Genomic DNA, 26,515 nt, shown 5'->3' on the forward strand with positions numbered 1-26,515 from the left:
CCATACCGGCAGCGGCAGAAAGCTTGTTATTAGCAGGTTGATTATTCTTTAACAGATCCGCTCGTGACACCTGCATAAATGAATTTTTGAAGAAACAAGAACAAAATAATGGCCGGAATAAAAATAACGATAATCATAGCCGAGATATAGTTCCAGCTTGCCGCGTTAGGGCCGACGAACTGGAATATCGAGGTCGAAACCACCTGCAAGGACGACTTGGTCATATACAGAAACGGGATATAAAAATCATTATAAATGTAAATCGTCCGCAAAATAACAACGGTTACTGTGGCTGGAAGGAGCAGCGGGAAAAATATATTCCAGTAAATTCGGAACAAAGAAGCCCCCTCAATCATTGCGCTCTCGTCCAATGTATAAGAAATGTTTCGGCTAAACTGCAAATATATAATGATTGAAATGACGTCGGCTCCAAGATTCAATAAAATAGGCGCGTGAATGTTATTGATTAGCCCGAGTGTATTCATCAGCTTGTAAGTGGCGACCTGTGTGGTCACAAGAGGAATCACGGAAGCCAGCAGGTAAGCGCCAATGATAAATTTTTTAAGCCGGAATTCGAATCTCCCGAGCGCATAGGCAACCATTGTCCCAAGAATGATGTTGCCGCCGACGGAAAGCAAGATAATATACAACGTATTGGGCAGCGCTGTGGAGATAATTTTGGTTTTCTGAAAAATATAGATGTAGTTATCCAGGTTGAGCCAATGCTCCGGAAGCGCAAACCGGCTTTGCAAAAACTCCTGCTTCGTCTTTAACGATGTGATAAAGATCGTATACGGAGGAAACAATACGACGAAGGCTCCGATAAACAAAGTCAGGTAGTAAAAGGATTTAATAGATTTGGATTCCTCTCCCCTCATACGTTCTCCCCTCCCTTAAACAATAGGCGCTGAAGTCCTACAAATAGCAATACGATGATTAGCATGATGACAGCCATAGCTGATCCCAAGCCCACTTCCTTGAACTGGAAAGCGACTTCGACGGTCTTTATTATGAACGTGTCCGTGCCATTGGCGCCGAGCATCATAATATACGGAATTTCAAACGCTTCCAAAGCACCTGTCAGCGTAAGCAGCAGCAAGAGCTCCATCACCCTCCGAATGCTCGGCAGTGTAATTCTCCAAAACTGCTGAAAAGTCGATGCACCGTCGATTCTTGCGGCTTCGTATAAGTCATGGGGGATCGATTGAAGGGAACCCAGGAAGATGACCATGCTGAGTCCCATATATTTCCACATCGATACGAAGGCTAATGCGTAATTCACCAGCTTTTTGTTGCCGAGCCAATCCTGCTGCAGACTGCCCAGTCCGACCGCGTCGAGCAGCGCGTTTAAGGTGCCGTACTGATTATTGTAAAGCGCTTGAAACATAAACACGATGGCCACACTGTGCATGATATAAGGCAGAAACAAAATAACCCGGAACACATTGCGGCCTCTTAGCTTCGAGTTGAGCACCACGGCAAAGTACAAGGCAAACATCGTCTGCAGGAGACCGCCTGCAAAGTAGTACAGGTTGTTCTTAAGCACACCGAAATACTCGATATTCGTCAAAATTTCCTTGTAATTTTGCAGCCCTACGAACGTTTTATCGGTCAATCCATCCCACTTCAGAAAGCTGTAATAAATCAGGTTGATTGCCGGATAATATGAGAATATGGCTAAAAGCAATAAGGGGATAGTCAAAAAGGAAACCAATATGACTGTCCTTTGCGTTTTGTAGCTTAAATTCACCTTGGTTCATCCCTTTCCTCTCGATCTGATGTCGTTACTTTGCCGGTCCATCCATTTGACCATATTGGGCACGGAATTTGCCCTCTTTCCATTTCTTGTTCAGCTCCTCAAAGCTGCTGCTTAAGTCATCCGCAATAGCCGCTTTTTGCAAATACTCTCCTTCAAAGAAATCAATTTTGGATGCATTCGCTATGGCATACCACAAGGGTGAGGCAGGCGCATTCTCAAACAGCTCCGGGCCATATGAGAAAAATTCATCCAGCTGGGGAAGCGTCCACTCTCTCTCAATCTGAGGAGGGATAAAGCCGGATCGGATATCGTATCCCGATTCCTCCACCATAAAGCGGATCCATGCTTTCGCGGTCTCTTTATTCTTGCTGACCTTGCTTACGGCATAAAACCAATCGTTATTCATCAAAGCATGGTATGTCCCGCTGTTATCGTAAGGAAGCGGGAAAAAGCCGATGTCCTCCGATTTCGCCCCCGCTCCGATTAACTGATTGATAGCCCAATTGCCCAGGAAATACATCCCCGCTTTGCCGGTGGATAGATCCATCTTGGAAGCTTCCCAGCTGCTATTCCTTAGATCCGGTTCAACATAGCGGTTTTGGATCAGGGTGCGAAGAATGGTCAATGACTTTCCGAATTCGTTACCGATTTGAAAAGGAGCGTCTTGACCGGTCATTTCATCCAGAAAGCTGCCTTTGCCGCTCATCATCGTCGCCAGGATCTCGCTCCATTGCTTCAAGGGCCACTGATCACCATAATTCACATATAGGGGGATCTTACCGGCACGCTTCAGCATGCTGCAGGCTTCATAAAATTCATCCAGCGTCGTCGGAGGCCGCGTGATCTTGGCATCGGCAAACGCTTTTTTGTTATAGATGATCCCCTCGACGGAAACACCGGAAACTATGCCGTAAATGTCCTGGTTGTAAGCTTTAAAATCTTTGAAATGCAGCTTCCCCAGGCTGTCGGCCACATCACCAATCGGCTCAAAAAAATCTCCCAGCTGATCTTGGGCGATATTGCCCGGGATCAGCAGCACATCGCCGGCGGAGCCCGTCGTAAGACGAATTCGGATATCACTTTCGTAATTGGAGATGGGCTCGAATACAACGCTTTCAACATCGGGATACTTGGCCTTGAACGCATTGGCATATTGCTGGAACGTTCCGTCATTCACCAAATCCACACGGTTGGTTGTAACGGTGATGGTCCCTTTTACTTTCGGTTCCGGGGACGGATGCTCCGCGTACTGCACCGAATCGGGTACAGCCGGGTTACGATGGATCTCATCGGCTTCGCAGGATGCCAGCAGCAGCGATACAGAGAAAAGCAGGAATAGTGTCTTTTTCATCTTTTAGCAGGAATCTCCTAGTCTCTTTTTACATAGCATACCCCGGCAGGCTGTTTGATATCGTTTTCATGGATTCATTATAATGAGCCGCGGATGCTTGTTAAATGTACTCAATTCGTATTTCTTGTCTTCTTTTACACAAATACGATCAAATGAACAAGCAAATAGCCCTATCGCTAGGGCAATCTAACCTTATCCTTATATTCTTTTGGCGTTAGACCTACGATGCGTTTGAACAGCTTGTTGAAATAGGCGGGATCCGGGTAGCCCACCAGGTCCCCCACCTCGTAGGACTTCATTTCGGCATGATGCTTTAACAGCTCCTTGGCCTTTTCAATACGAATGCTGATCAAATACTCGGTTAACGTCTGGCCTGTTTCCGATTTGAAATATTTGCTCAAATAGCTTGGCGTCAAGTACACCTGGTCTGCAAGCCGGGGCAGCTCAATATCATTCCGGTACTGCTCGGCAATGATTCTTTTGATTTTGTCGATAACACGGCTCTTGCTTCCGTCCCGCGTATCCTTGACCAGAGTTAGAGTCTCCGTAACCAGACGGACCATTTGATTCTGAATGTCATGAAAGCGAAGATGACGTAACAACAGCGTCTCGACAGAGATGTCCTGGCCGAAGTGCAGCGTAGCAGCCTCATGGAATTCCGGCACTTCATGCTGAATGAAGTAGATCCATTTCGAGCAGGCTTCGATAACCCGCTTCTTCTCAGCCTTCATTTGGGCCATCTCCACAAAGGCAGCTTGCAGTTCCTCGCGGATTTTATGAATATCCAGCAGGTCCAGGGACGACTTCATTCTCTTCTCAAGCTTGCCTATGGCTATGGAAGCCGGAGCCGCGGGAAGCTCCTTGGAGCCTACGGTCTGTGTTCGATATGGAGAATAGATGGCATAATCACACGCGCGAATTGCTTCCTGATAGGCATCGCCAAGCTTAAAGCAATCCGAAACGGCAGGTCCGATTCCCGCGGATAAAATACCGCTAAGCCGACTCATTAACGATTCCGCAAGCCCAGCAGACTTTTCATACCGCTCCTGCTCGGTCATAGGCTCATGGGTGCAGACAACGCAGGCCTCCCACTCGGAAAACATCAGAACCTTGAAGAACGAAGACGCACACTGTTCCTTCTCCCATGTCTCTACAGCCTTTCTTTCCATAGGCAGATCGGATTTTACGCAGAGTACGGTGACAGGTTTAGCCAATAAATCCTGAGGTAAATGGCGAATGGCTTTCTCCGCCTCCTCAACGGAGCCTTGTATGTCTAACAGCTTCTTCAAGGATTCCGCCTGCTCGTTCTGTTGGCGTAATTGCTCCGTTCGAATCGCTTCGTGCAGCCGCTCCAAGGCGCCGTACAGTTCCTGCTTATTCACCGGCTTAAGCAAATACTCGCTGACGCCAAATCTTAAGGCTTGCCGCGCATATTCGAATTCGCTGTAGCCGCTTAAAACGATGAAAGCGAGCGATGGTTTTATTTTTTTGAGCTGCTCAATGAGCTCCAGTCCGTTCAGTGCGGGCATCTGGATATCCGTGATCACGACATGGACCTCCAGATCCGTCAAAGCCTGCAGCGCCTCCATGCCATTCGTGTAGGAGCCGACGACTTCATACTGGGCGCTGGCTTTCCTAATGATTTTGCTTAATCCCAAACGAATACGTTCTTCATCATCTACTATCGCTATTTTGAGCATACTAACGTTCCTTTCCTTCCAAGCTTCGAACCCTTACGCGCACTTCCGTACCTATACCGGGCATACTATCGACTTCTAGCCCGTAATGCTCTCCATAATACAGCTTCAGCCGTTCATTCACGTTGCGAAGGCCGATACTGCGCTTATTCTTGTCTCGACCTGCTGCCGCGGGATTCATCAGTGAAACCCGCAGGTTATGCAACACCTCCGGCTCCATTCCCAATCCGTTATCCCTGATCAGGATGACTATATCGGAGCCGGTAACTTGAAAGGATACCCGAAGCATCATAACCGGCTTCGAAGCGTCCTTTCCATGGAATACGGCATTCTCTACGATGGGCTGCAGCACCAATTTCAGCATCGGAAGGCTGCTGTAATCCTCATAAGGATCAATGTGAAGCCGGAATTGATTCGGATACCGGTACTCCTGCAGCTTCATATAATTTCTTAAGTGATCCAGCTCCTCCTCCAGGGTTACAAATTCTTTGCCCATGGAGATGCTGTAGCGAAGCAGCTTGCCGAGTATTTCCGTCATATCGGCAACTTCCTCATCGTCGTTGATCTCGGCCGTCATTCGAATCGATTCCAGCGTATTATAGATAAAATGCGGATTGATCTGGGATTGAAGCGCATCCAGCTCCGCTTCTCTTTTCCGCTCCCCGATCACCTGATTTTCATGGATTAAATCCTGAATCCGCTCCAGCATCCGATTAAATTGATGGCCAAGCCGTCCAATCTCATCGTCAACCGTGATCGGGTACCTGACCTCCAATTTCCCTTGCTGGACCACTTTCATTAAATTAATCAGCTTGCGCAGCGAACGCGTCACGGCGAATGATAAGAATATGGAAGCGGTTAATGCTAAGCCAACGGTAACAATCGTAGGATAAAAGGCCAGCTTTTGATTTCGCTGTACATCCTTCGTTAATTCCTTCAAGGGCACGGTGATGACCATTTTCCATTGTGTCCGCTCCGAGGCGACATACACCACGAGCGACTGCACCCCGTTAACGTCATCCACGAAGCTTCCTTGCTGACCGCTAGCCTTTTGCAGCCATTGGGAATCCGGAATTTGGCGGGTGATGTAGGCACGATCGCTATCATAAATAACCAGATTATTGGGGTCCATGATATAGGTTTTGCCTCTTGTGACCTTGTCCAGGCTGCTTACGAACCGCTCAATGGTACTCATGTTTGCATCTACGACTATTAATCCGATCGACTGATAGGCGTCATTGAACACTTCCCGAACCACCGAAAAAACATAGCTTCGCCCTTTGGTGTTGCTAATAATTTCTTCCGTTCCTATTAATGCAGGAATTCCTTTTTGCTGCTCGACGGCTCTTTTCCATTCCGGATACCGGGTATTGATGTCCGTCCGATAGCCATTCTTATAACGATAGTAGGCATTTCCATACTTATCAAAAAGATATACGGATGTCGTTTCTTCCTTTATATTGTTCAGAAAATTGATGCTCGATTCCACTTTCTGCCTGATTTCAACTGAAGTCGGCGTAATGGGGTTCAAAGGCAGCGGCTGCTTGAGTCCCGTTTGGCTGCGCAGACGCTCGGTTTCGTAATATTGATTGGACAGCTCCAAATTCTCCTTAATTTCTGTCACGTAGGCGGGGATCGTCGACAGCTGCTCTATATCCTTAATGTACTCGTCGAGCCGATGCATCATCTCCGTGGACACTTCCATGACATATGCTTGGGTGTTATCCTGGAGCGATTGGTTAAAATTTCTATTGGTCACGTATTGCAGCAAGGCTATTGGAATCATAATGAGCACAATAAAAATCATGATCAGCTTGCTTTCCATTCGGAGACTAGCCAAGGTCAGAATATGTTTGCGTCTCGATACCGGGCTTGCCCATTTTCGCATGATTGCTTCCTCATTCATATAGATTGTTTGCGAGTCTCACGGATATAGTATCATACTTCAAGACATGGAGCTCTATTTCAAAATCCCTATGCAAAAACCCCATTTATTGGTAATAATAGGGGACATTTCTCCACTGTTGAAAAAGCCATTCCACCCTGTAAGCGGTTACCTTGATCATACCTTGTAAAAGCTGTCCCTCCTATGTCTTCAATTGTGATTTCTTGTTCTGGATTGTTCTGTTGTATAAGGCGAGATAACTCCACAGAGCGGAGTCTCGGTTTCGCAGTGCATGTCAAAAAGCCCGTGCTAGCAATGACACGAACCTGTCTCATTATTAAATACTCATAGTTAGTGCTGTATTCAAAAAGCAGCTTAAGCCTCCCTTGTCAGAGAGGCTGTGCATACCTTGATGTTATTTTCCGTTTTGGTTGTCGAGCTTCGTATCCAACTGGTTTAGGAAGATGGATTGTGTCCCCAACGGATTATGGAAATCGAACTCGGGGGACTGGATATATTTACTAGTCCCTGTAACTCGCAGCAGCATGGGCATTGGAGCATGGCCCTCCGGCTTCCATGTGGCGGAAATTTTGTACCGGCCGAGCGGTATTTTATCCACTCCGTGGCCGCCTGTCGGCAGTACATCGGCACGTGTCGTAATCGTTTTGCCGGCACTTCCGTCAAATAATGGTCCTTCCGGCGTAAGGGTAACCTCCAAGTCGTTCATTTGGAATTGCGGCAAGCTATCGTCAAACGACCAAAAATCGGGATGAATTTCAATATGCCCCACAACATCCTTCAAGGTAAAATTGCGAACCGCACCTGTACTCCCGGCGAATGGTTGATCGACGTCAGACCTTAAATAAAACTTCTGCTCCTTGCCGTTATATTCACGGGAAAATTTTGCGGACATAATCCAGGTCGTAGGAAGTTGAGGCATTTCAATCCGATAATATCCGTTCTCATCGGTCACTGCCCCCAAGTTACTGTCATAGAACAATTGGTTATCTGCATTGATCTCAGCTCCTGCGATTGGATTCCCCTGCTTGTTAAGCAGGTAGCCTTTCACAACATAGGGCTCAACTTCCCCTGCAGACGGTACAGGAGTCGGGGTCGGTGCAGGTTCCGGTATCGGTGTTGGGACTGGTGCTGGAGTCGGCTCCGGTACTGGTATTGGAACCGGCGCTGGTGTTGGTGTTGGTGCCGAATCCGTGCCCGTGCCTGGGCTGGCTTCCTCAATCCGAACCGTCCACACATTGCCGCTGCTGGAGAAAGCGACCCGGTAGCCGCTGCTCTCCGAAACGAAGCGTAAAGGCACCATGGTGCGACCGTCAATGATTTGGGCAGGTACGTCTAGAGTGACCGTTTTTCCATTTACGATCGCATTCGTACTATGAATCGTCAATTCAATGGAGAGTCCGTCTTTGGTTCCGATCGCTTTCCGGACGGCTCCTTCTTCCACCCATTTCACCGTAAAGCCTAATGTTTCAAACAACAGCCGGAATGGAACGAGTGTTCGCCCATCTTTCACTATCGGCTGCGCATCGTCAAAATGAAGCTCGGTTCCTTTGAAAAACACTTGGATGGCAATATCCTTCGATCCATCTGCAGGAGCAGGCGTTGGGTCAGTTGTCGGCACTGGATTCGGTAACGGAGCCGGTGTTGGGCCAGGTGTCGGATTCGGGCCAGTTGAAGGTGACGGGCTTGGCACAGTCGCCGGTGTCCCCTCCGAAACCATAGGCTTTTTAAAACGGATCGGCTTGGAGGCAACTGTGCCCTGCGGTGTTTCTATCTCTAGCACGTAGTACTGTGTCTCCTTGATTGTTCCGTTATCGCTCGCGTATAAATCGAAGGTAAGATCACCCTCAAATTCTCCGACAGGCTCTTTCACATCCTTGCGAAAACCCGGGTTGACGACGATGCTTTCATGGGTTGTACCGCTTGCCGTTGTAACTGTTGTATCCTGCACGATACCGAGCAGCCATCCGGTAGTTACACGGTTGGTTCGCCATACCCCTTGATCATTGTCCTTCCCGTAAGCATCCGTTGAACGCAATACGACGGAACGAATAACGGTCTTCTGAGCAAGCTTCAGCTGCAGCTTGAAGTGTCCGTCCTTCTTGCCCTCTGGTGTAAAATCTGCCGAACCGACAACATCCGACGCCGTATCGAGCAAGCTGAATTCCTTAATCTGCACACCTGCAGGCGGTGTCTCGCCAAAAGCGCCGGCTGTGCCGCCGAACGCCAAGCAGCCTGCCAGTAAAAGTGAAATTACCGATACTTGTTTTCTTCTAGTCATTCTCTTTCGTTCTCCTTTTCATAAACAGGTTATAAATCCCGATACTGTGGAATTTGCTTCCTGAATCCAGCATACAACGCGAGCGCTCCTATTTCATGAGACACGGCCCGGGAGATGCTTGTGATAAAATTAGGACGGAAACCGGGAAGCGGCCGGGAATCCTTTTTCCACAGAACGGCCCCATCTCTTTTGAATGTATGGCTAAATACAGGGTCTTCATGTAAAATTAATATGTTATGTATGAACGACCACCTGGAGGCCCTAATGAAATTCCGATCCCCTTCCTATTTATTGAAGCTGATGTTATTTTCCATCTTGATCGGCACCCTGCCCGTCATTGTACTGGGCACCTTTGCGTATTACAATTCTTCCCGAACTGTGCAGGAGAAGGTAAACGAGGGAAATAAACAGCTTTTGCAGCAAATGCAGATGCGTGTCGAGCAAACCCTCAGAACCATTGACAACTCAGCGACGCAGCTGCTGCAGTCCCCTACCGTTACCAACGCCTTCGATAAAGATATATCCAACCATGATTTCGAAATGGTACATGAGCTGTTTAAAGGCATTAGCCAAATTCAAACCTATGAGCTTGGCATCAAGGATGTATTTCTGTTCAGTCTGAGCAAGGACTGGATGGTCTCAAGCACCGGGGTTAACGAATACAGCTCACCGGACTTTAAGCCTCAGCTTCTGGCATTCTCCCAAGAAGCGGCCGGGTCTTTTTGGGCAAGCGGAACGGATGACTCAGCATCCTCCTCCCAAAGGATCTACTTTGTTAAAAAATATCCCTTCAACTCCGTTAATCCGAAAGGGATCATTTGCGTCGTGCTTTCCTCCGATGTGATGAAGGAATTTGCGCCGGATCAGAATGACAAATTCGGCAGCTCGTTTATTCTGGATCAAAAGTTCCGGATCATAGATCATCAAGACCGTTCGAAGCTGCGAAGCAATATGTCGAACCAGCCTTATCTGAAGCCTCTTTTCGAAGCGAACAATGCCTTTGGCCAATATACGGATGAGATAGATGGCGAGGCGGTGACGGTCACCTACCGGAAATCCTCATACAACGGCTGGAGCTATGTCTCCTTAGCCTCGAACGAGCAAGTAAACGGACAGAATAAAGTGATCGGTTGGATGACATTGCTCGTATGTATGGCCATACTTGTCGTTACGCTGATTCTCGCATGGATAGGTTCCAAGAGGATGTACAGCCCCATTCAATCCATTTATACCACTCTTGTCGGTATTCCTTCCGCTGCCGACGAAGGGAAGGATGCAGCACATTCAAACGGCGAGCTTCATGTTATCGGAGAACGGGTCGACTATTTGATCAGAAATCAGTCCTTGATCATGAATGAACTCAAAGGACAGCAGGTTCAGCTGAAGGAATTTTTCGTGCAGAAATTGTTCAGTGGCACCATTCGTCCGGCCGAATTCGAAGAAAAATTAGGCTTGTATGGATTGGATGAGCCATGGTCCTCCATGTGCATACTCGCCATCCAAATCGACACGCTGAAGGATACGAGGTATGAAGAGACGAACCGGGATTTACTCATGTTTGCCATCAATAATATCGTCGGCGAGCTTGTACTCGCAGAGCAAAGACTGGTGCCGGTTGTCACCTCGGACTTTCAAGTGACCCTGATCGGTTCCTCCGAGGAAGGGCAGGACTTTAAAGAACAGATTTTCGCTCTGTCCGATGAGATCCAGAAAGCGGTTGTTCAATATTTGGGGATCAAAATAAGCATAGGAATCAGCCGTACCTTCCATTCGTTCTCAGAAACCCAGCAGGCACTGCATGAAGCTATGACCTCTTTGAAATATAGGGCAGGACTGGGGCAAGAATCGATTCTGTTTATTGAAGATGTACAGCCGCAGAAGAGCAATCTGTACTGGTTTCCTCACGAAGGGGAGCAGGCCTTATTCGATGCGATTCGGGCGGGGGATCCGCAGCAGTCGGAGCTAGCCTTGAAGCATTTTATCGGAGAGCTGTTCCGGCCTCATACGCAGCATCAGAGCTATCAGCTGTCACTGCTGCGATTTCTTGTCGACCTGCTCAAATTCGGTCAGGAGCTTTCCATTCCCATGGACCGGGTTGCAGAGGATGAAGCCTCCTTGTTCCCAGCTCTCTTTAAGCTTCGAAATGTCAAGGAGATGGAGGACTGGTTCTGGACGAGGTTCGTCCTTCCTTACATCCAAGAGCTCGGCAACCGCCGGGAGTCCCAGTTCAAGCATATATCGGAAGCCGTCATCGATATGATTCAGCGGGAATTTGATTCGGAGCTGACGCTGGAAAAATGCGCTTCCCGCATTAACTACCATCCCCATTACGTGAGCCGTGTTTTCCGTCAGGAGGCAGGGGTTAATTTTGGAGAATATTTAGCGCAGTATCGGATTGATATGGCCAAGAAATGGCTGAAGGAGTCTGATTTGAAGATTGTTGAGATCGCAGAGCGGTTACAGTACAATAACTCAGCAAACTTTATCCGCTCCTTTCGAAAAATCGTAGGTATGACACCGGGACAGTACCGGGAAGAGGAAAAAAAAGCCCCCATTTAGTCAACAGACCATGCTGTCTACTTTATGGGGGGCGAGTCCCTTTCAGGAATCCTCATTTGAAGTTAGACAGGCAGAAAAGAAGGACCGCGAGAACGGAACCCTCTTCTGCCTGTCTATTTATTATCAAGCCTTATGGCTTCGCAACCTTGGCGTATTCTGCATTGATTTCCTCAATGACCTTGCTTCCGCCACTTTGCAGCCATTTATCAACCGCCTGTTTCCAATCCGCTTCTGTCAATGCACCCATGATGAATTTTACCGTGGCATCCTGAATGATTTTGGAGAGCTCCTTGCCCTTTTCGACCTCGGTGTTGGAGATAAACGGCGCTGCAGGGTTGGCCAGAGCGAAGGTAGCGTTATCCTGGAACAGCTTGGTACTGAGCTTCTCCAGCTCGTTTCCATAGTTGATAACTTCGTTCTGCAGGATCATAAACTGATTGCCGTCTGTGATTTCGGCCTTTATTTTCGCATCGGTATTTTGCTTGTATTGGCCGTTTTCGACCGTGTATTGCTTTCCTTCGATACCATACTTCATCAGGTTCTGAATATCCTTTTCGGAAACCTTATCAAAATAAGCCAAAATTTGCTTAAGCTCAGCTTCCGTCTTCACGCTCGTCTTAGGAATCATATACATGCCCAGGTATCCGGCACCGGCACGGGTTCTCTCGCCTTTCGGACCGGAGATGCGGTTGATTAGATTGATTTTGGCATTAGGATCAACCTTCTTGATGTTATTTTCGATATTTTGGCCGTCCAGCATATTATCGATCCAAAGCCCGGCTTGACCTTTATTCATAACGGCCCTACCGTCCGGGATGAGCGCAAAATCCTGATTGATGATCTTTTCGTCATACAATTTTTTGTAGAACTTCATGGTGTCCATATAGGCATCCGTCATATGAGCCGGAATGAGCTTGCCGTCTTTCAGTTCCCATTCGTTCGGGCCGCCCATATAGGTCAGGATGTCTTTAAAACCGGCGATAACACCCCCTTGCATCCCTACGGCAAGCCCTATGGTATCCTGTTTTCCGTTTTTATCTGGATCCCCTGTCGTAAAGGCTTTCAGAACCGTATACAGCTCATCCATATTTTTCGGCTGCTGTAAGCCCAAGTTATTTAACCAATCCTGGCGGATCATCAAACCGAAGCGGGCCAGATCCCGTTCACGGTACACGCCGTAAATTTTACCGTCAATCGATACGTTCTTCAGAACGATATCCGACATCTTGCTCAGATTCGGATAGCTTTTCAAGTAAGGTCCGACCTCCCAGAACATGCCGGTACGGGCGGCATTCACGATGAAGGAAGCCTTCGGCTCCAGCGCAACAAAAGTCTTCGGCAATTCGCCGGAAGCCACGGTGGCGCTTAATTTATCTGTGTAGGACGAGGAAGGCACCCAGGATACCGTAAGCTTCGTATTCGTCTTCTCCTCAAGCAGCTTTAAAACAGAGCTGTCCGCAGGCATAGTCTCCGGATTGTAGCTCGGCAGCATCATCGTCAGCTGGTACGGACCTTGATTGCCCCCTGCTTCGCCGCCTTGGGAAGCTCCTTGATTATTCCCGCCGCAAGCGGTCAGAGCCAGAGTCACGGATGCGAGCAAGGCTCCTGTTTTGACAAGTGTCTTATGATGTCTTCTGTTCATTTTGTGAATCCTCCCTTTTCCATGTTCCTATTATATCTTCATCCCTTAACCGAGCCTAGCAGTACCCCTTTGGCAAAATGTTTCTGTAAAAAAGGGTATACCAGCAGGATCGGAAGAGTAGATACCACAATGACTGCCATCTTCACCGATTGCTCCGGAGGAGTAACATATTCTGCTCCCATACTGGCGGAGTCTCCAATCCCCCCTGAGGCAAGAATAACAATTTGTCTTAGAAGCACTTGTATCGGCCATTTGGCGCTATCGTTGATATACAGCACAGCGCTGAAGAACGTATTCCAATGACCTACGGCGTAGAAGAGCGAGAATGTTGCGATCGCAGGCATAGACAGCGGAAGGACGATCCGGAAAAAGATGCCCAGATCATTACATCCGTCCATTTTGGCGGACTCCTCCAGTCCATCTGGCAGCTGTTGAAAAAAGTTCCGTATAATAATTAAGTTGAATGCACTGATAGCGCCCGGGATCAGCAAGGACCAGTACGTATTGATCATTCCCAATTGCTTGACAACCAGAAATGTAGGTATCATTCCACCGCTGAACAGCATCGTGAATACGACAAGCATCAGGATTGGCCTGCGGAAATCCATATCTTTGCGGGCTAACGGATACGCCATTAAGCATGTAAGGAAAATGTTGATCAGCGTACCTGCGACCGTAATATAAACGGTAACTAGCAAGCTTCTAACCAGTGTCTGCGTGGAAAAAATATACTTGTAAGCATCCAGCGTAAATTCCGTCGGGAATAAGATGAAGCCCCGCTGCAGCAATTCCTTCTGTGTAGCAAATGATCCGGCGATAACATAAATGAATGGGATTACCGTAAGTAAAGCGAATAGAATCAACAGCGTCATATTAATGCTGTCAAATACCCGGCTGCCCCAGCTTGTTTTGATCCGCATAACTTTCAGCCCCTCCTATCTAGTAAATACCTTCTTCTCCGAATTTTTTGGCCAAATAATTGGACACGACAACAAGAATGAAGCCGATCACCGACTTGAACAAGCCGACCGCGGTACTGAAGCTGTACTGTCCTTGACTAATGCCGACGGAGTAGACATAAGTATCGAAGACTTCCCCTACCTCGCGGTTCATCGCATTAAGCATCAGGAAAATTTGTTCGAAGCCTGTATCAAGAAAGCTTCCCAGCCGGAGGATCAGCAGAATGACAATAGTGCTGCGAATAGCCGGCAAGGTAATATGCCACAGCTGGCGGAGACGGTTTGCCCCATCCATGCGTGCGGCTTCATACAGCTGAGGATCGACACCTGCCAAGGCCGCCAGGAAAATGATAGTCCCCCATCCGGTTTCCTTCCATATCACCTCTGCAGTAATAATGGTCCGGAACCACTCGTTGCTTACAAGAAAATTGATCTTGTCTCCCCCGTAACGGGCCAGCAAATCGTTCACAATGCCGCCTTCCGTCGTCAAAAAGATGTAGGCGATCCCAACCACGACGACCCAGGACATAAAGTGAGGAATATAAACCAGCGTTTGAACGGTACGCTTAACGAATTCAAGCCTCAGCTCGTTTAACATGAGCGCAATCACAATCGGCAGCGGAAAGAAGAACAGGATATTGTAAGTAGCAAGAATTAGTGTGTTGCGAAACAGGACGAGAAAATTGGAGTCGCTAAAAAAGCGCTCGAAATGCTTAAGTCCGACAAACGGACTGTCCCAAAAGCCAAGAAACGGTTGATAGTCTTTAAATGCGATAAAAATTCCGTACATGGGCCAGTACTTAAATATGAGAAAGTACAAAAGACCTGGGACGACCATAAAATAGAGCCAGCGGTTCCGCACCAGCCTCCCCATCAACGTCGATGACCTCGCTGCCGGAGGTGAAGAGACCCGCGCATTCATATTGGTTTGCATGTGACTTCCTTCCTTTCGATTCTCCATGACATCTAGTGAAATTGCAGATTCATCATACGGCGGGATGGAGATTTCCGTCGATAGTCCCTACTTGTTCAGATCAGCTTGAATCGGCTGTGGCTTACCATTCATAGAATGATGACTATGGCAAACAGTCATTAATTGCACTCATTGTCATTAGTTGCGTATGAAAAAAATCCCCGTTCGATAAGGCATTTGAGGATCAATGCCTTTATCAAACGGGGATTATAATTGATTTGCTCCTAGTAGTGTACCCATGATGAATGCGGCATGAAAGCCAGTTAGGAGCGACTTTTAGGCCGCACCCAAAGCATCCACGAATTGTTGGCGTACGGATACCCATGATGCTATGGAGAACCAGGGAATCGCATATGTATGACAAATGTGTTTCCTTGACTCGAACATTTGGCAGCCTGCACGCCAAAAGACCTGCTATCCTTCCTATTTACAGGTGGATTGAAGCAGCATTATAATTAGGCAACAAGCCCCAAACGAATCTAGGTCTTTAAGCTCACTCAAATTGCAAGCGCTTGAATTAACATCCTATGAAAAAATTGCTGATTCAGAAGGGATGTTACTTGAGGGAGTCGGGAATGATGCTCTTTCGCTTGCATTCCATAGTCTCGCTCCGTTACGAACCAAGCCACCTGCATGAGCTAGGAGGGAACCGATATGTTCAGCCCCAACAGGCTTTTATACATAATTACAGGGTTTATTATCATGCAGTATCTTTTGTTTCCTTATTTACGAGACTGTCCCAGCTTGATCCTTGCCATAGAGACTATTCCTTACTTATTATCTTTTTTCACACTGCGGTACGCGGCCCGTAAGCAGCATGGGCATTACCGCCGGTTTTGGAGTCTATTATCGTGGGCGGACATCCTTTACATCCTTGCCCTGCTCTCGTGGATTGTATACGATTGGGTTCTCGGCATCGTGGCTCCGGTTCCCAGCATCGGAGATGTTTTCTGGAACCTGCAAAACATAACCTATGTTAGCGCCCTCGTGTATTTGTTGGTAAAAGAAAGGAGCATTTATCAAGGCGTTCGTTTTTTGTTTGATACCCTGATTGTCTTTATTATTGTTAGCATAATGAGCTGGGAATACGTCATTCACCCGCAGCTTGCACAGCTTCTTAAAAGGACAACCGTGTGGGGGGCCGTGGCAACCTCCTCCTATCCGGTAACAGACCTGGTCATCTTTATCAGCTTATTCATGCTTTTTTATACCCGCCGCTTTCCTTATCCAAAAAAGGTATTTTTCCCTTTTGCCTCGGGATTCATCGTGTTTGTTATTACAGATACATTATACTTGACCCAGCTCACAACCAATACATACATGATCGGCGGATGGATTGACCCTCTGTACAGCGCTTCAGCTATGCTGGTTGCTATCGCCGGATTGAGTTCCACTAGGCTAAAGCCCGACACCGCTCGTATTGCAGTTCCTCAGGAGGCCGCCTCGAAGCTGCGATATCTCCTGCCCTATAGCAGTGCGATCGTTTTTCTCGCCTTTTCGGTATGTCGGATCGATTCGCAAATGATGGATGCTATTTTTATTGCAAGCACGGCTACTGTAGCGCTTATCGTTATTCGGCAAATCACCGTTTTACTGGAGAACGATAAGCTGATGCACAAATGGCAGCTGATGCTTGGCCAAGCTGAATTTTTGGCTTCCCACGACCAGCTGTCGCTTCTCCCCAACCGGCGTATGTTTGAAATCCAGGCAGCACAAGACATTGACATGGCAGCTGCAAACGAAGGCGGGCAGCATAGCTTGGCTGTTCTGTTTTTCGATCTCGATCGCTTTAAATATGTTAACGACAGCTATGGCCACAGCACCGGGGACGCCCTCATTAAAGCGGTCGCCGCCCGATTGACTGCACTTGCGGATAAACGGCATTTTGTAGCCCGCATGGGCGGCGACGAATTTACAATGCTGTGCAAAACCTGCTCCGAGGAAGAATTGCTGGAGCTTTCCCGGCGCATTATCGAGGAAATCAGCCGCCCGTTTCAGCTTGAGCAAGGGGAAGTATGTACGTCGGCAAGCGTCGGGATTTCCGTATACCCGAAAGATGGAACTACCGTATCTGCGCTGCTCAGGAATGCGGATATCGCTTTGTATAAAGCGAAATCACTTGGTAAAAATCGTGCGGTCTTCTATGACGAGGAGTTTAATCAGGCCCTGTCTCTTAAGATGGCGATGGTGACCGACCTTCGAAAGGCATTGGAGCAAGGGGACTTTATTCTTTACTATCAGCCACAAATCGATACTGCCAGTCAGAAGCTCGTTGGTATTGAGGCCCTGATTCGCTGGCAGAAGCCGTCCGGAATCATGGTGTCCCCCGCTGAATTTATTCCGCTGGCAGAGGAGACCGGCTTGATCGTCCCCATCGGCGAATGGGTCATCCGCACAGCTTGTAATCAGGCGAAGCTTTGGATGGATGAGGGGGCTCCAGCCTTTCATTTATCCGTCAATGTCTCGCCCCGGCAGTTCAACGAGGCCAATTTTGTGGATATGGTGATCTCCGTACTGGAAACCTCAGGGCTTCCGCCCGAGCTGCTCGTGCTTGAAATAACCGAGGGGATCGCGATTCAGGAAGAAAGAGAAACCGTAGAGAAGCTGCATAGACTCAAACGGCTCGGTGTGCAAATCGCGATGGACGACTTCGGGACCGGGTATTCATCTCTAGGCTATTTAGAGCTGCTGCAGGTTGATGTGCTAAAAATGGCTCAGACATTCATTTCCGAGGTTTCCGGCGATTCCGGCAAAGCTTCGATAGTCAAGGCCATCCTGGCGATGGCAAGCAGCTTGAAGCTGACGGTCATTGCCGAGGGGGTAGAAACGGAGGAGCAGTTCCAATTCCTCAAACAGCATGGCTGTGACTGGATTCAAGGCTATTATTTTCAAAAGCCGCTGCCTGCCGATGAAATGAGCGAGGTTTTTGCCGGACAAGCAGCCTCTGTGAAGGCTGCATTATAAACGGGCTGGTTATTAGCTAAGAACCTTCTTTCGCCGAACATGGCGGTTGAAGGTTCTTTTTTCGCACCAATAAAACAAAACGACTGCTCCCCGATTTACGCATCGGGAAGCAATCGTCTTTACCCTTTCTTAGGGTTGATCCTTAGCTTGACTTATTAAATAATCGATATCCGAAAGCAGGTGCTGTGCGAAGGCCGCATCAATATGCTTGCCTGCCTGCGCCTTTAGTTCGTTCTCAAGCGAATTCAATGCGTTGATGATCTTCGCAGGATCCGTTTCGCTTTGGATACGGTTCACTTTGGAGAGCAGGCTGTTCAGGATACCTTTATTCGTGATAAGGCCCTGATCATACGCCGACTGTAAGGCTTCATCCAAGTAACCGCGGTTCATCACGACCTTTAATACCCCGTGCTGAACCGTTACGTTTCCGGCATGATCTGTCGCCGTTACCGTCATTGCGTGATCACCGATCGATAGCTCGTAAGGAGCTGCCGTAATCGGCAGACTTACTTCTTTGCCGTCAAGCGTCGCTTTCACTTGGTCCACGCCACTCAGCGCATCCGTAATATCCAGACGGATATTCACGGCATCCGAATGATAGACCGATTCTGTAACGGACAGCGGAACGACCGGTCCGGTAAGATCGATGCTTACCTGTGCGGATTGGATGTCTTCCCGGTTGCCTGATGCATCAACGCTGTAATAACGGAGCGTATGCACTCCTTCTTGACCGATCTCGATCCGATTGCCTGCCTGGAATGGAGCGTCGTCTACTCTGTAATAGGTTGATACAGCAGAGCCCTCGGCATCAATCGCAATCAGATTGATCGTTTGAGCGGTGTTATGCCAGCCTGGCTTGGCGTCCGTCGTCGTAACAGGCGGCGTTATGTCCTTGGATGTCTCCGGCGTCTTGACCGTTACCCGATTGGACGGCCCCGATTCCCCGCTCGCGTTTTTCCCGGTGATATAGTAGGTGTACTCTACCCCAGGCTTGACGGTACGATCGTAGAACGTATCCACCTTGGCATATCCTACATATTGCATTGGTTCTCCTGCTGATTCCCGGTACACATTATATTGGGTCGCCCCGCCATGGGATGTCCAGATAAGCCCAACGAACGTCTCTCCCTTTAATCCGACAAAAAGCTGCGAAGGCGTCGCGGGCAGCGGCATATCAATGGCCAGCTCGCGGGATGCTGCCGATTCGCCCATTTCATTCTCCGCCGTCACCTTGTAGATGTAACTGGCGCGGTCCGCGCTTACCGTATCATCGAGATAACGAGGCGAAACCGTGCTGCCGAGCCGGGTAAAATCGTTGTCGCCGATCCCTTTCCTGTAAACGTAATAACGTTCTGCCGAATCAACCGGATTCCACTGAATGGCGAACGCGGCGGCTGTCACCTCACCCGCTGTCAAGCCTTCCGGCGCTTGCGGTTGCGAAACCTGCGGTTTCGTCGTCGTGCTGACGCCCTCGGACAAGGCGGATGCCCCTCCGACTCCCGCCGCAGCCACTTTATAGGAATACGACGTGGACGGGCTGACTGTCTTGTCGGTGAATGCCGCCTTGGATACGGCCGCGATCTTCCGATACGTGCCGTCCGGTAAGTCGGCCCTGTAGATTTCGTAGCTGACAGCACCATCTACAGGTGACCATTTCAGTGCTACGGACATACTTTTCGCATCCGCTGCCTGCAGTCCTGTAGGAACCGACGGTTTCGGCTTCGACGGATCGAAGGCAAGCACTTCCACAGGGCTCGATTGCGGGGATTCGCCGCCCGCATTGACGGCGGACACTTTATACTGATACGTAATCCCGAGCACCGTGGCGGCATCCGTGTACTCCGTGGATTTGGAGCTTCCGATGACTTTAAAGTACGGCATCGTCGACGTGGATCGATAAATCAAATACTGATCCGCACCATCGACAGGCTCCCATTGGAGCAAAATCGCGGGCCCGGCCGTTAGCTCACCCGCAAGCCCTGAAGGCGCTGCCGCCGGAGCCTTCGTGTCCGGGCTTACCGGCTTCAGAATAACGAAATAGTTCATGTTGGAGGTGTTGTTATTTGCCCCCATGACTACATGGGAGCCTGCCGGATAACGCTTTTTGAACAGCTTGTACTGTACCGGCTGGTCATCGGCGATGACCAGTCCCGTATCTTCGTATGCCGATGTCAGCCATTGCGGGCGGGACGAAATCCTCGAATCATGGGCGACATATACGTCCGCATCCGCAGCTAAATAGAAGGATAGCAAATCCGCACTGGTCGAGCTTCTGGAGGCTACCGCAGAACGAATCCACTCCATTCCCTTCAGTTCATCTGGTATGGTCACAAATTTATACGTTTTACTTCCAGTCATACGGTCCCCGGCTACGAAATCGCCAGGCTGGAAATTGCTTTGAACCGACCAGTTTGCCGCATTGGCGGTACCGCTGCCGCTGTTATCGTGAATGACGACATTCCGCAGCGTTTTCCCGTCCATGCTAGGTGCAGGCTCCGGATCGGGCTGCTCTGTCGGGGGCTGTGCCGGCGGATCGAATGGCGTTCCCGTCCACGCAGGCGGCGTTTGAGGATAATTCGCAGGGAAGCCCGGTGCCGCCAGTTCGTTCAGATAGTCCTCGAGGTTGGTGTAACCGTCACCATTGAGATCGCCGTTTCGATCCTCGGGGTCGTTCGGATTCAAACCTTTGGCTATCTCCCAGGCGTCCGGCATTCCATCGCGGTCCGTGTCGAGGGATTCCTTGGTTCTGGCCAGCTGAGGAAACCCTCCGACGTCATTTTCATTCCCGATAATAGCTCCGGTTTGATGACGCACACTATCGATCACCCGCTCGTCCACTTTGTCCCGAGAGATCGATGCGCCGGAGTGACTCAGAATATTTTCATAAGCCGCTTCGGGCTCTTGCGTATGTACCGGCGGATATTCGAAGCGTTCCGGCACGATGAGGCTAGGTCTTTCCGCTTCCATCATCCCGGTTCCCGTATCCGTTCCATCGAGAATCCCATTCTTGTTGCTGTCGATACGGTTGTTTGTAAGATAAAGATTATAGTTCTCATTACCGCGAACAACCCCATATTGCGGGTTGGCGGAATTCATTCCTGCGATGAAATAGTTGCCGACGACATTGCCGTAGCCTTTGGTACCGGATTCGCCGCCAGCTACATAAGGATAACCGCCCCAGTTATAGATAATGTTATTCACAAAATCCATTACACCCTTGGTTTTTGGGTTGCGGTCGTTGTTATGAGCATACAGATTATGATGCATTGTAATCGTATTCATTTCTACCAGTCCGCCCATGGAATGCGTGAGCAAGCCTTCCGAAATGATCGACCACTGAACCGTAATATTTTTGGATTTCGGATTATTGTAATCTTTGCTCTTGATGGACAGTACTTCATCGGTTCCCCAGGAAAAGGAGGAGTGATCGATCATCACATTACGGCAATCCTCCAAATACATCGAATCATCGTTAAAGCTTTGCGCCCCCATCCGGAACCGCATATACCGAATGATGATATCGCTGCAGTTAACAAACCGGATGTTGTTGCCGCGGATCGTCACTCCGTCCCCCGGCGCGGTTTGGCCTGCAATGGTAATCTTGGACTTGCCCGAAACGATGATCTGAGGGATCGTGAGCTCGCCCGAAATATCGAATACAATCGTCCGCGGCGTCGATCCGGCCGTTGTCAGTGCGTCATGGAACGTCCCCGGTCCTGTAAGGTCGTAGCTGGTGACGTGATACACTTCACCTCCGCGCCCTCCGGCAGCGGCATATCCGAAGCCTTCCGCCCCCGGAAACGCCGGCAGCGAATCATAAGCAGCGAATGCTGCAGGCATCGGCAGCTGGAATAATGAAAGACCCATAGCAACACTTAAAATAAGAGCCAACCGTCTTCTTTTCATACCCATCCTCCTGTTTTAAAATGTTCCTGCCTCTCAACCACAAATGTAAATGCTTACAATTAGGGTCGTGGTCATGCAATTCAGCGTTCTTGATCTCCCTCCCTTACCGGCATGTACCGCCATCTTACTCACTTTGCTTCAGAGATGACAATGGTTCATTCCTATACCACATGAACCAAAACGGGATTTTGACAGGCTGAACGAATCCTGGAGGAATGGTTCGGCAGCTGGCGTTATTGTATATTGCAAATCCGATTCCATTCCATTGGGCTTTTAAACCTCGATATCCTGTTATTGGAATATAGGTCTTGCAGAAAAAACGGAGTCCGCAAACCCCGGCTCCGTTATAGTTGTTTCATATTTGATTGAGCTCCATACAAAACTAAGGCTCCCATTCAGTTGGCCAGAATGGTCCGGTGTTCATCAAGCCACGCTGCCGAAGCTTCCACATCGTGTAAGCTCCGAAGCTCGAGTACCCAAGCCCCCGTATAGTCGGATGCCTGAAGTAAATCAATCACTTCCTGCAATGGCACTGTGCCTGCGCCTAGCCTCATGTGATCGTCATGTTCCCCATTGTTGTCGCTCCAATGAATGCCTACGACATAAGGCAATACCTCCCGCAACGCAGACATGCACATGCCTGCCCCAGTCAAATGCATGTGCCCTACGTCAAAAATAATTCCGAAGCCGGAAGGCGGCAGCTTGTGAAGCACTTGAAGCAAGAAGTCTGCATCCGCACCGAGCAGTCCCGGATAAGGAGGCACATTTTCAAGCGCCATGATGATACCCATGCTTTCGGTAATCCGCAAGGCATCGGATAGCACGCCAGCTGCGCGCGTCGCCACCGCTTCCGTGTCAGCCCACGTCACACCTTCCTCTTCGGGAGAAAGCTCGCCGGGGTGAATGACGACATGCGTACATTCCAGCTTTCGTGCTACCTCCAAGCTGCGCTCGAGCATTTGGACGGTAGTGCGAACCTCCTCTTCCCCGATAGAGGCTAGATTCAAGCCGGTGATAGGCGCATGCAGCGACCAGGTTACCCTGTGCGCCTGTCCCAACCGCTTCAGCGCATCCAGCCGTTCCTCCGGCCAGTCAAACACTTCGGCATGCCGTCCTTCACCCATAATCTCGATCATTGTCCAGCCTTCCTGCAGCAGGCGCTGCACAGCCTCCTCCAAAGGCAGCTCAATTAAAGCATAGGTAGATACGGAGTATTTGCTTTGTTCCTTCATTTGATTCTCCTCCTTATGGATCCTATCCTCTCTTTCTATCAATCGGGAACTGCGTGCCTTCTTTACTTAATCCCCGAATGGATAAAGCTGTTTATGAATTGACGTTGGAACAGCAGGAATCCGACCATTAATGGAGCAATGACCAACAGTGTCGCTGCGCTGACCTCCGTCCACTGAGCACCGATCTCATAGGATTGCGCAAAAATGGCAAGCCCCACCGTAAGCGGGCGATTCTCCACGGAGTTGGTGACTATGAGCGGCCAAAGGAAATTATTCCAATGATAGCTCACGGAGACAAGCCCGAACGCTATATACGAAGGACGCGCCAGAGGGAAATAAATCTGCCACATGATTCTCCATTTTGAGAATCCTTCCATTACAGCGGCCTCATCCAGCTCCGGCGGAATTGTCTTGAACATTTGGCGCAGCAAAAATATGCCGAAAGCCGAGGCGAAATACGGGAGCATAATGCCCAGCTTCGTATCCAGCAGCGACAATTCCTTTAATACCGTATAGTTTGGAAAAATGAGTACATCGGCAGGCACCATCAATTGAACGAGGAACAGAAGAAATACGATATTTTTCCCGGCAAAGCTGACCCGGGCAAATGCGAACCCGGCCATGGTCGCCGTAACCATCTGAACTGCAAAGACACCCACTACAATCAAGATCGTATTGAAATAATACTGTGCGAACGGCGCAGCCGACCACACTGTCGCGAAGTTTTGCAAAGTAAATTCAAGGGAAAAACCCGGACTCAGCGCAATCTGCTTCGGCCGGAATGCCGTCTGGAGCATCCAAACCAGCGGCACGAGCCACAGCAGCGCGAATAGGAAGAGGAGCCCCCGGCCCCAGGTTATCTTATTATACCGCATGGTATCGCCTGTCTTTCTGCTTCAATGATAGTGTATCTTTTTGTCCAGTCCGAAAAAGTTCAACGCTGCGAACAACAGCAGCACCGCGATCATGACGACCGTCAAGGTCGAAGCCATCCCTTGATCCCAGAAGCTGAACGCCGTTTCGTAGATATAGTACAGCAGCAGGTTGCTCGCGTTGTTCGGCCCGCCCTTGGTCATGATCATAATGTGATCGACCAGCTTGAACGAATTGGTCAGTGCCACAATGGTGACGAACAAGGTGGTTGGCATGAGCAGGGGGAACGTGATTTTGCGAAAAACCGTCCACCGTGACACCCCGTCAACTTGTGCGGATTCATACAGGTCCGGCGAAATATTTTGCAGCCCTGCCAAATAAAAAATCATAAAATAACCCGCTTCCTTCCAAATAACCATAATGATCATCGCCCACATCACAAGCTGAGACGAGCCAAGCAATTGCAGCTCCCCGACACTGATCATTTTCATCAACCGGCTTAAGAGCCCGTACTGCGGTGTATAAATAAATAGCCAAATGTTCGCTACGGCAATCATAGGAATCATCGTCGGGTAAAAAAAGGCGGCGCGCACGAGACCGGTCCCGCGCATGGCTTTGTTGGCGAAGATCGCCATCACGATGGCTAACGCTATCGAGGTAGGTACCGTACCGATGGCAAACCACAGGTTATTGCCCATTACTTTCCAGAAGATCTCGTCCTCAGCCAAGTGCTTGTAGTTGTCCAGCCCGATAAACATCGGGACCGGAGTGGCCAAATCCGCTTGGTACAAGCTCAGCTTGATCGTTTTGGCCATCGGGTAAAACGTGAATAGGAACAAAAATAAGAGCGAAGGCAGCAGCAGCAGCCAAGCAAAGGTGTTTGTTCTCCAATGTTTCTTTAACGCCGTAGCGCCCATACAAGAACCTCCTTCAGTAAAGCCGATCCATCGATAAGTGAATTGTCGAGCTGTGAAAAGAAAATGGGCTGCCGCCGCAAAGCGCAAGTAAGAGCCGAAAGGCTTAGCCCCATGCAGCGGAACCCATTCCGAATGTTATTTGTTGAACGGAGCCAGCGCTTTGTCCGCTTCCTCCTGAGCCTTCTTCAACGCTTCCTCCGGCGTCGCCGCACCGGTCAGTGCTGCCTGCACCTGGTCATTCAGCGTCTTCATTACTTTCCCGTTGTTGTGTGTGGACAGCTCGGCCGCAGAATATTGCAGCTGGTCACGGGCAACAAGTGCCGCAGGGAAGTCAGCTGCGTACTTTTTCATACGGTCCGTATCGTATGCGGATTTCTTCACTGCAACATACCCGGTGTCAATACTCCATTGCGCCGCACGCTCGGTCTCGGTCATGAACTTGACGAATTTCCAAGCTGCATCCTGCTTCTTCTTGTCGATGTCCTTGAAGATGTAGAAGTTGCCGCCGCCTGTCGGACTGCCGAAGCTTGTATTTTTAGGCAAGAAGCTGACGCCGAAATTGAATTTGGCGTTCTTTTTCACATTGGACAGGTTGCCTGTCGTATGGTACATCATAGCCGTCTTCCCTTCCAGGAAGTCGGAAGGCACCGTTCCCCAATCGGTTACTCCCTCCGGCATCACTTTGTCCTTATGGGACAAGTCGTACCAATACTTCAAGCCAGCAACGTTCTCAGGTGTGTTGAACATGACCTTTTTGCCGTCCTCGGTCATCAGGTTTTTGCCGCTTTGCAGGGCGAAGGTTTGAAGCATCCAGTAGCCATAGCCTGTCACCGGAATTTCCAGTCCCCAGGTGCCGTTCTTGGTCAGCTTTTGGGCGTATTCCTTCATTTCCGCCCATGTCTGAGGCGCCTTCTCCGGGTCGAGACCCGCCTGCTTGAACATATCCTTGTTATAGTAAAGCACGATGGTGCTGCGCTGGAACGGAATGCTGTAGGTTTTGCCGCCGGTTTGGGAATTCGCCATAAATGCCGGGTAAAAATCGGACAAATACTTGTCCCCGCCCTCTTTGGCTATGTAATCGTCCAGCGGAATGACCGCGTTCATGTCCAGCAGGCTGAACAGCTCCGTCGATTGCAGCACTGCTACATCTGGCGGGTTTTTGCCTTGTACGCCCGCTTGTGTTTTCACTGCAGTATCTGCATAGCTGCCTGTATATACCGGCTTCACGGTAATATTCGGATTTTGCTTCGTGAACTCTTGCGCCATCGACTCAATGGTTGCCGTCAATGGACCGCCTACCGCGATAGGGTAATAGAAGGTCAGCTCGACTTTTTCGTCTGCTTTCGTTTCATTAGCGGGCGCAGTTGACGCTGCCGGTGGCGCTGCCTGCTTGGAAGTCGTGCCTGTTTGCCCGCAAGCCGCCAAGGTAGAGCAGCAAAGCGCGAGGCTAATCATTTTCTTCATCATGGAACTCATGATATCTCTCCTTATACAATGAA

At 49.3% G+C, this 26,515-nt stretch carries 17 protein-coding genes; 2 read left to right on the plus strand and 15 right to left on the minus strand.

Annotated features, from left to right (window positions below; translation table 11 throughout):
- Positions 1–41: 41 nt before the first annotated feature.
- From GGC63_RS01145 to GGC63_RS34810, 7 genes are all read right to left on the minus strand, one after another.
- Positions 42–878 carry a carbohydrate ABC transporter permease gene (locus GGC63_RS01145; RefSeq protein ID WP_192700770.1) on the minus strand — a complete coding sequence of 279 codons (837 nt, stop codon included), beginning with the start codon at positions 876–878 and terminating at the stop codon, positions 42–44.
- Positions 875–1,615, minus strand: a complete 741-nt coding sequence (locus GGC63_RS01150; RefSeq protein ID WP_225947851.1) for a carbohydrate ABC transporter permease — start codon at positions 1,613–1,615, stop codon at positions 875–877. Before GGC63_RS01150 ends, GGC63_RS01145 begins: the two co-directional genes overlap by 4 nt.
- A complete protein-coding gene (locus GGC63_RS34230) occupies positions 1,605–1,760 on the minus strand; it encodes a hypothetical protein (protein WP_225947852.1) in 156 nt (51 codons plus the stop codon). The genes GGC63_RS01150 and GGC63_RS34230 overlap by 11 nt, the downstream gene beginning before the upstream one ends.
- 24 nt (positions 1,761–1,784) lie before the next feature.
- Positions 1,785–3,110, minus strand: a complete 1,326-nt coding sequence (locus tag GGC63_RS01155; protein ID WP_192700772.1) for an ABC transporter substrate-binding protein — start codon at positions 3,108–3,110, stop codon at positions 1,785–1,787.
- Positions 3,111–3,286: 176 nt separating this feature from the next.
- Positions 3,287–4,810 carry a response regulator transcription factor gene (locus GGC63_RS01160; protein ID WP_192700773.1) on the minus strand — a complete coding sequence of 508 codons (1,524 nt, stop codon included), beginning with the start codon at positions 4,808–4,810 and terminating at the stop codon, positions 3,287–3,289.
- Between the two features lies 1 nt (position 4,811).
- The gene (locus tag GGC63_RS01165) at positions 4,812–6,695 is read right to left on the minus strand and encodes a sensor histidine kinase (protein ID WP_192700774.1); all 1,884 of its coding nucleotides are present in this window, start codon (positions 6,693–6,695) and stop codon (positions 4,812–4,814) included.
- A 412-nt stretch (positions 6,696–7,107) separates the two neighbouring features.
- Positions 7,108–8,991, minus strand: coding sequence for a stalk domain-containing protein (locus GGC63_RS34810; RefSeq protein ID WP_192700775.1), 1,884 nt, complete (start codon positions 8,989–8,991; stop codon positions 7,108–7,110).
- 264 nt (positions 8,992–9,255) lie between these two features.
- Here GGC63_RS34810 and GGC63_RS01175 point away from each other — a divergent pair, with 264 nt between their 5' ends.
- Positions 9,256–11,550, plus strand: coding sequence for a helix-turn-helix domain-containing protein (locus GGC63_RS01175; RefSeq protein ID WP_192700776.1), 2,295 nt, complete (start codon positions 9,256–9,258; stop codon positions 11,548–11,550).
- Between the two features lie 130 nt (positions 11,551–11,680).
- On the opposite strand, the gene GGC63_RS01180 is transcribed toward GGC63_RS01175, so the two are convergent.
- The 3 genes from GGC63_RS01180 to GGC63_RS01190 are packed head-to-tail and all read right to left on the minus strand — an operon-like array spanning position 11,681 to position 15,085.
- Positions 11,681–13,192, minus strand: a complete 1,512-nt coding sequence (locus GGC63_RS01180; RefSeq protein ID WP_192700777.1) for an extracellular solute-binding protein — start codon at positions 13,190–13,192, stop codon at positions 11,681–11,683.
- Between the two features lie 38 nt (positions 13,193–13,230).
- Entirely contained in the window at positions 13,231–14,112 is an 882-nt protein-coding gene (locus GGC63_RS01185; protein WP_192700778.1) for a carbohydrate ABC transporter permease, read from the minus strand.
- 19 nt (positions 14,113–14,131) lie between these two features.
- Positions 14,132–15,085, minus strand: a complete 954-nt coding sequence (locus tag GGC63_RS01190; RefSeq protein ID WP_377740576.1) for an ABC transporter permease — start codon at positions 15,083–15,085, stop codon at positions 14,132–14,134.
- 693 nt (positions 15,086–15,778) lie between these two features.
- Between GGC63_RS01190 and GGC63_RS01195 the strand changes: the two genes are divergently transcribed.
- A complete protein-coding gene (locus GGC63_RS01195; protein ID WP_192700779.1) occupies positions 15,779–18,088 on the plus strand; it encodes a putative bifunctional diguanylate cyclase/phosphodiesterase in 2,310 nt (769 codons plus the stop codon).
- 129 nt (positions 18,089–18,217) lie between these two features.
- Here GGC63_RS01195 and GGC63_RS01200 read toward each other — a convergent pair whose 3' ends face one another.
- The 5 genes from GGC63_RS01200 to GGC63_RS01220 all read right to left on the minus strand — a co-directional run bounded on the left by GGC63_RS01200 (position 18,218) and on the right by GGC63_RS01220 (position 26,492).
- Positions 18,218–21,994 carry an OmpL47-type beta-barrel domain-containing protein gene (locus tag GGC63_RS01200; RefSeq protein WP_192700780.1) on the minus strand — a complete coding sequence of 1,259 codons (3,777 nt, stop codon included), beginning with the start codon at positions 21,992–21,994 and terminating at the stop codon, positions 18,218–18,220.
- 395 nt (positions 21,995–22,389) lie between these two features.
- Positions 22,390–23,226: a sugar phosphate isomerase/epimerase family protein gene (locus tag GGC63_RS01205; RefSeq protein WP_192700781.1), complete on the minus strand. Its 837-nt coding sequence runs from the start codon at positions 23,224–23,226 to the stop codon at positions 22,390–22,392.
- A gap of 62 nt (positions 23,227–23,288) precedes the next feature.
- The gene (locus tag GGC63_RS01210; RefSeq protein WP_192700782.1) at positions 23,289–24,101 is read right to left on the minus strand and encodes a carbohydrate ABC transporter permease; all 813 of its coding nucleotides are present in this window, start codon (positions 24,099–24,101) and stop codon (positions 23,289–23,291) included.
- Positions 24,102–24,122: 21 nt separating this feature from the next.
- Positions 24,123–25,016 carry a carbohydrate ABC transporter permease gene (locus tag GGC63_RS01215; protein ID WP_192700783.1) on the minus strand — a complete coding sequence of 298 codons (894 nt, stop codon included), beginning with the start codon at positions 25,014–25,016 and terminating at the stop codon, positions 24,123–24,125.
- Positions 25,017–25,151: 135 nt separating this feature from the next.
- Positions 25,152–26,492: an ABC transporter substrate-binding protein gene (locus tag GGC63_RS01220; RefSeq protein ID WP_192700784.1), complete on the minus strand. Its 1,341-nt coding sequence runs from the start codon at positions 26,490–26,492 to the stop codon at positions 25,152–25,154.
- Between the last annotated feature and the right edge of the window lie 23 nt (positions 26,493–26,515).

It is taken from the genome of Paenibacillus sp. OAS669 (assembly GCF_014873645.1).
Lineage (GTDB): Bacteria > Bacillota > Bacilli > Paenibacillales > NBRC-103111 > Paenibacillus_S > Paenibacillus_S vulneris.